At 43.1% G+C, this 12,799-nt stretch carries 12 protein-coding genes; 5 read left to right on the top strand and 7 right to left on the bottom strand.

The features are described from left to right. Positions 1-87 precede the first annotated feature (87 nt). The 5 genes from V7K15_RS14455 to V7K15_RS14435 all read right to left on the bottom strand — a co-directional run bounded on the left by V7K15_RS14455 (position 88) and on the right by V7K15_RS14435 (position 4,440). On the bottom strand, positions 88-1,071 hold the full coding sequence (locus tag V7K15_RS14455) for an alpha-ketoacid dehydrogenase subunit beta (protein ID WP_334906175.1): 984 nt from the start codon (positions 1,069-1,071) through the stop codon (positions 88-90). Between the two features lie 500 nt (positions 1,072-1,571). Further along, the gene (locus V7K15_RS14450) at positions 1,572-2,051 is read right to left on the bottom strand and encodes a type II toxin-antitoxin system VapC family toxin (protein WP_442949675.1); all 480 of its coding nucleotides are present in this window, start codon (positions 2,049-2,051) and stop codon (positions 1,572-1,574) included. A gap of 9 nt (positions 2,052-2,060) precedes the next feature. Continuing rightward, entirely contained in the window at positions 2,061-2,255 is a 195-nt protein-coding gene (locus V7K15_RS14445; RefSeq protein ID WP_334906174.1) for a hypothetical protein, read from the bottom strand. A gap of 332 nt (positions 2,256-2,587) precedes the next feature. Beyond that, the gene (gene hemB, locus V7K15_RS14440; RefSeq protein WP_334906173.1) at positions 2,588-3,568 is read right to left on the bottom strand and encodes a porphobilinogen synthase; all 981 of its coding nucleotides are present in this window, start codon (positions 3,566-3,568) and stop codon (positions 2,588-2,590) included. A 512-nt stretch (positions 3,569-4,080) separates the two neighbouring features. Beyond that, positions 4,081-4,440: a DUF4870 domain-containing protein gene (locus V7K15_RS14435; RefSeq protein ID WP_334906172.1), complete on the bottom strand. Its 360-nt coding sequence runs from the start codon at positions 4,438-4,440 to the stop codon at positions 4,081-4,083. Between the two features lie 124 nt (positions 4,441-4,564). On the opposite strand from V7K15_RS14435, the gene prfC reads away from it, so the two are divergent. The 5 genes from prfC to V7K15_RS14410 all read left to right on the top strand — a co-directional run bounded on the left by prfC (position 4,565) and on the right by V7K15_RS14410 (position 11,738). Next, positions 4,565-6,193 carry a peptide chain release factor 3 gene (prfC, locus tag V7K15_RS14430; protein WP_334906171.1) on the top strand — a complete coding sequence of 543 codons (1,629 nt, stop codon included), beginning with the start codon at positions 4,565-4,567 and terminating at the stop codon, positions 6,191-6,193. 108 nt (positions 6,194-6,301) lie between these two features. Beyond that, positions 6,302-8,569 (top strand): M48 family metalloprotease, encoded by a 2,268-nt coding sequence (locus tag V7K15_RS14425; RefSeq protein ID WP_334906170.1) that lies wholly within the window; start codon positions 6,302-6,304, stop codon positions 8,567-8,569. A gap of 629 nt (positions 8,570-9,198) precedes the next feature. Further along, on the top strand, positions 9,199-9,711 hold the full coding sequence (locus V7K15_RS14420) for an RNA recognition motif domain-containing protein (RefSeq protein ID WP_334906169.1): 513 nt from the start codon (positions 9,199-9,201) through the stop codon (positions 9,709-9,711). A gap of 440 nt (positions 9,712-10,151) precedes the next feature. Continuing rightward, positions 10,152-10,577, top strand: a complete 426-nt coding sequence (locus tag V7K15_RS14415; protein ID WP_334906168.1) for a SufE family protein — start codon at positions 10,152-10,154, stop codon at positions 10,575-10,577. A 237-nt stretch (positions 10,578-10,814) separates the two neighbouring features. Beyond that, positions 10,815-11,738: an alpha/beta fold hydrolase gene (locus V7K15_RS14410; protein WP_334906167.1), complete on the top strand. Its 924-nt coding sequence runs from the start codon at positions 10,815-10,817 to the stop codon at positions 11,736-11,738. Here V7K15_RS14410 and V7K15_RS14405 read toward each other — a convergent pair. Together V7K15_RS14405 and V7K15_RS14400 are read right to left on the bottom strand one after the other, a co-directional pair. After that, entirely contained in the window at positions 11,699-12,214 is a 516-nt protein-coding gene (locus V7K15_RS14405) for a GUN4 domain-containing protein (protein ID WP_334906166.1), read from the bottom strand. The genes V7K15_RS14410 and V7K15_RS14405 overlap by 40 nt on opposite strands. A 147-nt stretch (positions 12,215-12,361) precedes the next feature. After that, positions 12,362-12,670 (bottom strand): hypothetical protein, encoded by a 309-nt coding sequence (locus V7K15_RS14400; RefSeq protein ID WP_334906165.1) that lies wholly within the window; start codon positions 12,668-12,670, stop codon positions 12,362-12,364. Positions 12,671-12,799 lie beyond the last annotated feature (129 nt).

Raw genomic sequence — 12,799 nt, 5'->3', positions numbered from 1 at the left:
ATATCTGGGAGAAGGGGTTGGGGGATGAGGGCAAATCCTTTTGATCATCGAAGAACTACAGGTTTCAAGATAGACATGGTTTAACTTTTAAACCCGCAACGCTACCATTTTTTCCACAGCTTCTACTATTTGCTCTGGTTGGACAATTGTTAATCGTTCCAGATTGCCGTTGTAAGGCGTGGGGATATCTTGGGAAGAAAGCCGCAGTACTGGCGCATCCAATTCATCAAATAAGCGATCGTTAATTGAAGCGATGACTTCTGCGCCGATACCCGCAGTTCGCATCGATTCTTCCACCACAATCACTTTATGGGTTTTACGTATTGATGCGCCAATGGTATCAAAATCTAATGGCTTGAGCGAGATTAAATCAATAACTTCTGGATCATAACCTTCTTTTTCCAAAGTTTTTACCGCTTGCAGCACATGATGCCGCATCCGCGAATAAGTGATAATTGTGACATCTTTTCCTTGACGCACAACTTCTGCTTTATCTAGGGGTAGTAAATATTCTTCTTCTGGTAAATCTTCTTTCAAGTTGTAAAGCAGAACGTGTTCAAAGAACAATACCGGGTTATCATCGCGGATAGCGGATTTTAGTAGTCCTTTGGCGTTTCTTGGTGTGGAGCAGGCAACAATCTTCAACCCAGGCACAGCTTGGAAGTAGGTTTCTAGTCGCTGAGAATGTTCTGCCCCTAGTTGTCGTCCCACACCTCCAGGGCCGCGAATTACCATCGGAATTTTAAAGTTACCGCCAGAAGTGTAGCGCAGCATCCCAGCGTTGTTGGCTATTTGGTTGAAAGCGAGCAATAAAAAGCCCATATTCATGCCTTCGATGATCGGACGCAACCCTGTCATTGCAGCTCCCACTGCCATGCCAGTAAAGCTATTTTCGGCAATCGGGGTGTCTAGAACGCGGAGTTCGCCATATTTTTGGTACAGGTCTTTGGTAACTTTATAGGAACCGCCGTAGTGTCCGACATCTTCACCGAGAACAAATACGCTGGAATCACGCGCCATCTCTTCATCAATGGCTTCGCGTAAGGCGTTGAAGAATAGTGTTTCTGCCATTTAGACCTTTTAGTAAGATTATGGTTTTAGAATTTTATCGTGCTGCTGTCGCAAATACGGTGAGCGATCGCACTAGTTAGAGATTGTTTGTTTGCATGAAGCGCCCCTAGCACAGAGCGAGTAATTGCCATAACTATATCAAATAGATTTTAGAGGTTTTAGGAGCGATCGCCTCCCCCTCTGGCAAATGCGGCTGATTTGCACCACAGTCAATAGATGATTTAGAAAACTTCCCAGAGTTGCATCAACAGAACCTAGAAAGACTACGAAATCAAGCTTAAGCGATCGCAACCCTCCAACAATATTTTATAACTTGGCGTTGATAACCTCATCGAATTACCCAAAACAAAAGAAAAACCTCACCCTGTCCTATCTTTAATCCCTCTCCTTACTAAGGAGAGGGACAGGTTTTGGGGGAGCAAAACCAGGGTGAGGTTCTTTTATTATCGGCAATTCAGCAGACATGATATAACCCTATCTAATTTCCCCGAGAAGCCTCCTCAATTGTTAACTGTGTAACGCTTGCGATCGCTATCCCCATAACACCCGCACAAAAGGTTTTTTCCGATAACGCCGATAAATATTAAAATCACTGTCCAAGGTGGCGTAGGCGTAGCGTAGCCCGCCGCAGGCATCGCCGCAATATCCAAACGCTCTGAAATGACGATTAAGGATAAATCTGCAAAATCCCCTGGTAAATCTTTGTACTGAGTATTCAACTCAGCAATACGCGAAAAATCTTGCGCCAATAGTTGCTCACACTCGTAGAGTTGTTTAGCAACATCTAGAAGAAACTCATTTTGTGTACGCCAATCAAAGTTGAGCAACCACACTACTTCTGCAATACAAATGGGCCTAGTTACTAGCCTGGAAGTACAGTTCTCGAAGAAGCGACGTACCTGTTGATGATACTGATCTCTGGCGCTGTAGTACGCAAACAAAAAGCCGCTATCCGCGAGTATAAGCGGATAATACGTCATGGCTGGCGCTTATTGAGATATTGAGTGAGCGATCGCTTTCTTTCGATTTGAGCGTTCCGATAAATCCGTTGGTGCATCTTGCAGCAGATGTTCAGGGTGTCCACCCCGTCTCTCAACCAAAGTTTTATCCGCTTGTAAGGTTAGCCAGCGTTCAGCAATCAAGCGTCGGATAAACTCACTCTTTTCCGTTTGCTCGTAAGCCAAGATATCGGCTAGCTACCGTTCTGTTTCTTCGTCCAGCCTGACATTGAGCATAACTTTTAAGCTAAAACACATCTAAATTGCATATCAAAATTTTATCAATATCTTGTGGGGTGGGCATCTTGCCCGCCCTGATTATGCAACTTAAATGCCGATTAGCTTATCATACTTGTAATACAAATATGACAGGTATAACGCGGATTAGTTAATTTTTTTTGAATTTCGCACCAGCCAAACCTAAAATACTAAAAATCTCACACCCAGACACCAAAACACAACTTTGCATCTTTGCGCCTCTGCGTGAGATTTCTTAAATTCTTACTCGATCACTCACCTTACTTCAACCATCGCGCCGCATCTTTGGCATGGTAAGTCAAAATCAAGTCAGCGCCAGCCCGTTTAAACCCAGTTAAAGTTTCCATAACTACTCGCTCCTCATCAATCCAACCATTGAGAGCCGCAGCTTTCACCATCGCATACTCACCAGAAACATTGTAAGCCGCAACTGGTAAGTTACTCGCTTCTTTCACCCGCCAGATAATGTCCATGTATGCCAAGGCTGGCTTAACCATGAGCATATCAGCACCTTCAGCAATATCCAATTCAATCTCTTTAAGGGCTTCGCGGGCATTACCTGGGTCCATTTGATAAGTTCTTCTGTCCCCAAATTGCGGTGTCGAGTCTGCTGCATCCCGAAATGGGCCATAATAACCCGAAGCATACTTAGCAGCATAAGACATAATCGGCGTATCTTGAAATCCGGCTTCATCCAAACCCACACGAATTGCCTGGACAAAGCCATCCATCATTCCCGAAGGCGCGATGATATCAGCACCAGCTTTTGCTTGAGAAACTGCTGTTTTCTTCAGCAATTCTAATGTTGGGTCATTTAAAACCCGTCCCGTCAAATCACCAACTTGCAGATAACCACAATGACCGTGGCTGGTGTACTCACACAAACAAGTATCAGCAATTACAATCAAATCTGGTACTGCTGCTTTTACCGCCGTCGCAGCTTTTTGGACGATACCGCAATCATGCCAAGCACCAGTGGCATCTACATCTTTATCAGCCGGAATACCAAATAGAATAATCGCGGGAATTCCTAAGTCATAAACTTCTTTTGCTTCTTCGACAATTTTATCTACCGAAAGTTGGTAGACTCCGGGCATTGATTTCACCTCATTAGCGATTCCCTCACCTGGTACGGCAAATAATGGGTAGATTAAATCGCTTGTTGTCAAAACAGTTTCACGAACCATCCGGCGCAGTTGAGGATGGGTACGCAGACGACGGGGGCGATGTATAGGAAACATAAAATTTTATGAAGAAAAACAACGCAAATGGACACAAAATAAAGCGTCACAAAAGCAGGCTAAAATTTTCCTGCCGTCGGACAGACTACAAACAGTACTTAACTGTCCCTTGCCCTACTCTTAATCAAGTTGTGGGGCAATTTTGTATTCTACAGCTTGGTTGCACCTATCCGACGGACTGGAAAAAAAACAACATAGTAAGCAATTCAAAATTCAAAATGGTAAGACTGTCTGTTGGCAAAAATTGTGGCGATTGGGTGTGTGCAAATTAAAGGCATAACAGCTTAATAAAAAATAACCGACAATTACCAATGCCCAATACTTCGGCTTCGCTCAGTACAAGTGCCCAATACTTCTCTACGAGAAGCTGCGCCAACGGCTTCTCTACAAGACGCTACGCGAACGCTCAGTACAAGTGCCCAATACTTCTCTACGAGAGGCTGCGCCAACGGCTTCTCTACGAGACGCTACGCGAACGCTCAGTACAAGTCCCCAATCCTGATAAATCTGGGTTAAAAAACTCGGAAAATATAGGGATAACGGAAGGGTATATCAGGATTGTTGAAAACTCCGATGAGCGCCCAAATTGTTAATCCCCAGTGCAATAGATATCCCAGACCGGCTAGTGGCCCCAATATTAATAGTGGTAGCACCAACCAACCGAATAGAAAAAATAGTGTTCCTAAAATCAGTGCATAAAGCCAGACATTAAAGTGGAAATTTATCGATTCTCTGGCGTTTTCTTTAACAACAGGATCGTCAGACACGAGCAGTATGGCAATAGGTATACCTACAGATACCAATGTCGTGCTGAAAAAAATCGCTCCATGAGACAAGGCAGATAGAAGCTTTCGCTTGTCTGTGTCGTACATTGCTTTCTCCTATTTAGTCAGATTGTTAGTTATATTACGACCCTATCACGAGCATCGTTGTCTTAAGATTAAAAGACTTGCTAGAGTCAAAAAAAATTAAGTTAGCTAACAAACAAATACACTTATGTCTACTGAACTTGAGTCTGAACTTATTCAAGCGGTTGAACTTCGCCGCAACTTTGCGATTATATCTCACCCTGATGCGGGTAAAACTACACTAACAGAAAAACTACTCTTGTACGGAGGTGCAATTCACGAAGCTGGGGCGGTTAAGGCGCGACGGGCACAGCGTAAGGCTACCTCTGACTGGATGGCGATGGAACAACAACGGGGTATTTCCATTACTTCCACAGTGTTGCAATTTGAATACCGGAACTGTCAAATAAATTTATTAGACACTCCCGGACACCAAGACTTCAGTGAAGATACTTATCGCACCCTTGCCGCCGCCGATAATGCCGTGATGTTGATTGATGCAGCAAAAGGTTTGGAACCCCAAACGCGCAAATTGTTTGAAGTGTGTAAGTTGCGGGGTATCCCGATCTTTACATTTATCAACAAGCTCGATCGCCCAGGCAGGGAACCTCTGGAACTGTTGGATGAAATTGAGCAAGAATTGGGATTGCAAACCTATGCCGTAAACTGGCCGATTGGTATGGGCGATCGCTTTAAAGGTGTTTTTGACCGATACAAGCAACAAATTCACCTGTTTGAACGCAGCGCCCACGGCAGCCGAGAAGCCCGTGATACGATTGTGGAATTAGGTGATCCGAGAATAGAGGAGCAGCTAGAACAAGAACTCTACTACCAACTGAAAAATGATTTAGAACTGTTAGAAGGTGTTGGGCCAGAGTTAGATTTGCAGTTAGTACACGAAGGCAAAATGACGCCTGTGTTCTTTGGTAGCGCCATGACTAACTTTGGTGTAGAGTTATTTCTCAATTACTTCCTCGACTATGCCCTGAAACCCGGTTCTCACTACAGCAGTGTTGGCGAAGTCGCCCCTACATACCCGGAGTTTTCGGGGTTTGTCTTCAAACTGCAAGCGAACATGGACCCGAAGCACCGCGATCGCGTCGCTTTTATCCGGGTCTGCACTGGTAAGTTTGAAAAAGATATGATGGTGAATCACGCCCGCATTGGTAAACTCATCCGTCTGTCTCGCCCGCAAAAACTCTTTGCCCAAGAGCGGGAATCGATTGATGTGGCTTATCCTGGCGATGTGATCGGTTTGAACAATCCCGGTGTTTTTGCGATCGGGGATACAATTTACACGGGACAAAAGCTCGAATATGAGGGCATTCCGTATTTCTCGCCGGAACTGTTTGCGTCTCTGAGGAATCCCAACCCCTCGAAGTCTAAACAATTCCAAAAAGGCGTTGCGGAATTGCGCGAAGAAGGTGCTGTACAAATTATGTATTCAACTGATGAAGCCAAGCGCGATCCAATTTTGGCGGCGGTGGGTCAGTTGCAATTCGAGGTGGTGCAGTTTCGCTTACAAAATGAGTATGGTGTAGAAACCATATTAGATTTATTGCCCTACAGTGTCGCCCGTTGGGTTGAGGGTGGTTGGGAAGCATTAGAAAAAGTGGGACGAATATTCAATACCACTACAGTTAAAGACAGTATGGGACGCCCAGTGTTGCTATTCCGCAATGAATGGAATTGCCAACAATTATTGGGCGATCATCCAGAGTTCAAATTAAGCGCGATCGCTCCAGTTTTTTCTAGTCAACAACCAGTGGAGGAATAATTCACTTGACAAGCAAAACTTGAGCGCGGTTGAGTTCCACGGCATCCGAGGTTCGCGCTTTTGCACAAACGTGGATCACCTAGAAGAGATTGGAGTGCCAAAATTTCTATGCCTTCACACGCCAAATCGTCTTTGGAGGCTGGTTTAATTGCCCTCAAGCAGGGAAATTACCAAACAGCGATCGCTCAACTAGAACCGATTGCTAAGAGCCAAAGCAATGCGACTGCTAGCTTACAAGCCCAAGTTGGTTTAGTGATGGCTTATGCTCGCACTGGCGAAGTTTCCAAAGCGATCGCTATTTCCCAAAATCTCATTGAGGGTAACAATCCCCAAGTTCAAGAGTGGGCAACACGCGCTCTTGAACACCTGACAAAACGTAAAAAACCTGATCAAGAATCAAAAAATGTCGAAACTGGATTTGTTACCTTTGGTAATTCAACTCCAGATTCAACCCCAGTTACCCCCTCAATAACTCCGACATTAGAGGAAAAGCCAAATGATCAAGTAATAGAAACCAAGAGCGACGACACCCCGGCGATGATGCCACTAGCTAGACTCAAAGCTACAGTAGCAACACCACTACCACCACCGGCTGCGCCCCTAAACGGTTTCATGGGTTCCGTTACCCGCACCCAAGCCAAATTATTCGGCGTTATTTATTGGCGACAAGCACAACGCGCCAGAGCATGGCAACCCCTACGTAAACCGAAATTAATTCCTTTGCGGCTACTCTCAGCAGGAACATTCATCGCCTTGTTTTGGCTGATCCGGGCAATCCTGAAGTTAGCAATGGGATTGATCAACCAGACTTTAGTCAAAATACCTTATCTGGAGCCGTTGCAGCTTTTATACCGCGATCCTACTAAATTATTGTTAATAGTATTGGTGATTTTCCTCGGACTATCACCTTGGTTGCTGGATCTGCTATTGGCGAAATTGTATGGTCAGCGAGAATTTTCTAAAGATGTATTGAATGCTCATAGCCGCGAAGCCGTTCGGGTGCTACAACGTTGTTGCCAACAACGACACTGGCCATTACCCAAACTGCGGATTTTACCAATGGCTGCACCAATTATCCTGACCTATGGTAGTTTACCACGTAATGCCAGGATTGTTGTGAGTCAAGGGCTATTAGAACAACTAGCAGATGATGAAATCGCCACTATTTACGCCACGCAGTTAGGGCATATTGCTCACTGGGATTTTGCTGTGATGTCTTTGTTGCTGCTGGTGACACTACCAACTTATAAGCTATATCAGCAAATGTCGAAGTGGGGAGACAAAATATCAGGGAAAATTTGGCGATCGCCGCTGACAATTCTGGCTAGTCTAATTTATGGAGTTTGGTGTTTGCTGACTGGAACTGCATTGTGGTTGTCGCGGTTGCGGCTTTATTATAGCGATCGCGTCGCTGCTGAAATTACTGGTAATCCGAATGCGCTAATTCGAGCTTTACTCAAAATTGCCATTGGCATTGCAGCTGATATCGAAAAACAAGAACACACCAGTTGGCAACTAGAAAGCTTAAATCTTCTGACACCAGTTAGCCACCAACAAAGCCTTTCTTTAGGTACTATTGCTAGTAATTTATCTTTTGAATCATTTTTGAAGTGGGATACTGCCAATCCCTATCGTCGATGGTTTACGATTAATAATAGCCATCCGTTAATCGGCGATCGCATTGAACGCCTCTGCCAAATAGCCCGTCACTGGCATCTAGACACCGAAGTACATTTTAGTAGCGAACCATCAAAGGTTAAGCGTCAGTCTTTCTTATTACAAATTGCTCCCTGGTTGGGAATTCCTCTAGGGCTTCTGTTTGCAGCTTTGGTCTGGCTAACGTGGCAATTAGCATTCGCACTCAAGTTTTTAAATCTAAAATGGATATATGAAGATTGGTCTTTCATTACAGGCTGCCTTTTGATTGGCTTTAGCATTGGTACAGTGATGCGGATTAATCCTTTTTTCCCGGATATTAAACCTGCTACCGTGCAAACTGACAACAGCTTACCCAACCTGTTATCTGACCCTTCTGCCTTACCCATTGACAGCAACAGCGTGCGTCTTGTGGGCAAATTATTAGGTCGTCAAGGTACTAGCAACTCCCTAGCCCAAGATTTAATCCTCCAATCGAGTGCGGGTTTAGTGAAATTACACCACATTTCTTGGCTAGGACAGTCAGTTAATCACCAGGATATGATCGGTCGGCAAATTATTGTCACAGGTTGGTTCCGCCGAGGAGCAACACCTTGGATCGATATCCAAACCCTGGAAACTCAAAGTGGTAAAACCATTCATAGCCCTCATCCCATTTGGTCTATTTTTTTGGCAGTTGCAGCACAGGCTTGGGGCGCATACGTTTTTCTCACTGGTTAGTCGTTGGGCATTGGTTATTATTGGACTTTGGAGAAATCGGAATGTAAACAAAAATTGCAGGTTGGGTTCCCAAATGTTACATTTATTTACACAAATCAAAGCAGCCGATGTAACTCAGCAGCACCGCTTAGTTATGAATTCGGATGCTTTTTCTCCCGCTCCATACCTTTTATCGTCCCAATAGAGCAGCAAATTAACTAGCCACTGGTTGGTTTTTGTTTGAAATATATGCCCTTTGGAATAAAAAAATGTGTTTTATGTTACGATGCGATCATACTAATGTCAGAAATGTATGCGCTAAACTAGCTACGTAGAAAATACCGTGGTAATCTAAAGAATGGTATTTGATTCTGCGAAAAACGGCATCGAAGCAAGCGTTTACTTTAGCAGGCAGCAGGGTATTAAATTTACAATTCTTAGAATTAAGGTGTTATTAGCTCACGATATTGTGAGCCTTTGGATTAAACAAGCTTGATCCCGACGAAAAACTGTATTGTTGTATAGGTTGACAGTTTCGAGCAAAAAAATTGGTTAATGGCAGTCTTGATCAATAGCATCTATTTAAAAGTCAAAGCTAAATGATTGTTTTCTTGCCTTGCCATGTTCATTCAACTCTGGAGGTATAGTTCATGTCCGTTCGCCTATATATAGGTAATTTGCCTAAAGATGAAATAGATCGTCAAGATCTGCAAGCCGTTTTTGCAGCCGAAGGTGAAGCTGTAACTACTAAATTAATTAAAGACCGCAAAACTGGCAAATGCCGTGGTTTTGGTTTTCTTACAGTCAACAACGACGAACAAGCTGACGAAATTATTGAAAAGTATAATGGTCAGATGTTCAAAGACACTCCGATTAAGCTAGAGAAGGCATTACCTCGTATAAAGGGTGAGGAAGGCGAAGAGCAAGCTCCGAAACCAGTTACTCTTGCTAGTAGTAGTACCCCCATTCCTAGCCCCACCAGAGGAGAAGGTAGCCGTCGTGAGAAAAGCTCTAAAAAGCCTCGCCGTGGCAGTTCAGGTGGCGGAGGTTCTCGTGAAACCAGCACCACGACTACCGATTCAGACGCTATTCGTCCAGATCCTCGTTGGGCTTCAGAATTAGAAAAGCTGAAGCAGATGCTAGCTGCACAAACTACGAATTAATCCCTAAGGGAGAGAAATTAAAAATTAAAAATCAGAATTTTTTTTGATTTTTAATTTTTAATTATTAATTATTATCTAGCTGCTTAGTTAAAATCTACTTGCAGCTAATTTTGTAAGTACGTAGGCGTAGCCCGGCGTAGGCATCGCATCGCCAAATCGTGACAAATTGAGGGTTTAAATTTAAGCGCAGAGATACGCAGAGAATTGGATACTAATTAATCAGATGTTGTACTTATAAGAAAATTAAGTTTTTGTGATTATAGGCATTAAAAAACCTAGCCAGTAATTATCTGGATTTGACAAGTTATAGTCAAGATATGGTTGTTATAGCTAGCTGATATGCCTTGGTAAACGGTCGGCGCGTAGGCGCAGCCCAACCTAGGCATCGCTCGAAAGATAATTTACACTCAAGGTAAGACCGATCATTTGCAGCTTCTGTTATGTCCTCAACTCTAGATTCTTTGCCACCTGCGCTTGCTAAAATTGTCCAGCGCTTTCAACGCGCTTCCGAACCGAAGCGGCGCTACGAACAGCTAATCTGGTATGCTCAGAAGCTCAATGAGTTCCCAGAAGCTGATAAATTACCCGAAAATAAAGTTCCTGGTTGCGTGTCTCAAGTTTATATCACAGCAGCCTTAGATGACGAGAAGGTTGTATATCAGGGCGATTCCGATTCGCAGTTAACCAAAGGATTAGTAGGGCTTCTGGTTGAAGGATTGGATGGACTAACGCCAACTGAGATTCTACAACTTACTCCAGATTTTATTCAAGCAACAGGTTTAAACGTTAGTTTGACACCTTCCCGTGCTAATGGGTTTTACAACATTTTTAAAACCATGCAAAAAAAAGCATTGGAAGTAAGTTAGATTTGCCTAACTAAGTAGGAAGGCACAATTAAATATAAGATAATACCTCACCCTCAATCCCTCTCCTTACTAAGGAGAGGGAAGCCGGAGGCAGGGTGAGGTTTTGCATTTTATTTAATCCACATTCCTAAGTTAGATTTGCCTAACTAAACTTGGTTATTGGTCATTAGTCATTGGTCATTTGCAAAGGACAACTGACTAATGACAAATAACATACAACTACCAAAATTTAGTCTTATGTCAACAAATTTATTATCTACCTCTGCTGCTATTGGCTTTGGTGGAGTAGTTCAAGAATATCTCTGGAATTGGGAAAATCAGCAATTGCGCGTTGTTTATGAAACCCTTGGTAAAGGTTCACCGCTATTGCTACTACCATCTTTCAGCACTGTTTCGACGCGCTTGGAAATGAGCGAACTTGCGAGATTACTAGCTCCGCATTTTCAAGTTGTAGCCATAGACTGGCCTGGATTTGGAGAATCTTCTCGCCCTAGTTTGAATTATCGACCGGAAATATATCAGCAATTTCTGGAAAATTTTGTCAAAGCTATTTTTAATACTCCCATTACTGTGATCGCGGCTGGCCATGCTGCTAGTTACGTTTTACAACTAGCTGTGAAACATCAGGCTGCTTTCTCACGGATTATATTGTTAGCTCCTACTTGGCGTGGACCTTTGCCGACAATGGGGGCAAGTCAGCAAATAGCTGGCATTGTGAGAGAATTAGTGCGATCGCCTATACTTGGTCAAGCTCTCTACAAACTCAACACTACCCAATCTTTTTTAAGTTTTATGTACCGCCGTCATGTCTTTACTGACGCAGCTAAAATTACACCCAGTTTCATTGAGAAGAAGTGGCGCACGACTCAACAACCAGGAGCGCGATTTGCATCTGCTGCCTTTGTAACTGGTAATCTCGATGCTGTACACGAACAATCTGATTTTCTGGAACTTGTGCAGTCTTTAACTATACCGCTCATGGTAGTGATTGGGGAATCCAGCCCCCCCAAATCACGAGAAGAAATGAACGCTTTGGTAGCCTTACCAGGAGTGAAAAGTGTTGTCATTCCTGGTTCTCTGGGACTGCATGAAGAATACCCAGCAGTTGTTTTAGAAGCAGTTCAAGATTTTTTGTTCTCTTCACATTTGCATTTACCGTAGTATGATATGAAATCACAAAAGTATTCTTTGGAATCTGTTTTCCAATCCTCTCCACTGACGCTTCCATCCAGAGGGAAATAACCTTTAGGCGCATCTTTCCAGCCATTCTTGTAATTATTATCATCCATCCATTCTCCTTTCTTATACCAACCCACTTGCTTGCCAAATTTACACCATGCTTCGGAGTCAAAAATTTTTTTTTCACCGCAAACCCGTTCATAAATTTCTTTCTGAACACTGAAGCCATATTTATTGTCGCTATGTTTCATCCACAGGTCGTTAATCATGCAGAGGTCATTACAGGGAAACCGCTCCAAGTCTTGTGAACTCATGTATTCATTTGAGCTTAGACTTAAAACCTCACGCATTATGTGTATGTTTTGATAATCAGCTTTTTTCCATTCTTTGCTTGTTAGTAGATTTTCTAGATTGGTATAACCCATTAAAAGTTTATATAAATCAGGAAGACCACCCACTTTTTGTTTCTGTAGTTTAATTAACTCAAGAGCGTTGTCTGCTAGTGATACCTTCTGTGATAAATGCGAATTTTCAATATCTAATTTAATAAGTTAGGATTACATTGAGTGTTATAGAGGAACCTAGATTTTGTGTAGGTTGCGTTTCTAGTGACCCATTATCTTGACGAGTGTTATTCGCATTAGCTGGCGAACCTGTACAGTTAGTTCCCAAACATAAAATTCCAGCCCTAAAATTCCAGCCCCCCCCAACAACGAACCAACACCTTGACTCCAATTTTTAAACTGTTCCGATCCGTTCCTTATTCCTTGCTGTATAGCCGGGTTATTTTCTACGCCTTGTTGTGTTCTTTTCTCCATCTCACGAAACTGGCGGGTTTGACCATATGAAGTATAACTACCTCCCATGACTATGGTTGCTGCTAAACCAATGCTACAGAGACTACGTTTAAACATTGTTTACTTTTCCTCGATATATTTCATTACATACGCGATCGCGCGGCTTGTTCCCTTTGTTGTTGTGACTTTCAGTAGAACAAAAATTTTTGCGATCGCTCTGGAAAACAGACTCAAAATAAGACTTTT

The sequence above is a fragment of the Nostoc sp. genome (assembly GCF_036919815.1).
Classification (GTDB): domain Bacteria; phylum Cyanobacteriota; class Cyanobacteriia; order Cyanobacteriales; family Nostocaceae; genus Nostoc.
Note: the sequence above shows the minus strand (reverse complement) of the source record. Positions and strands in the feature narration are given on the sequence as shown.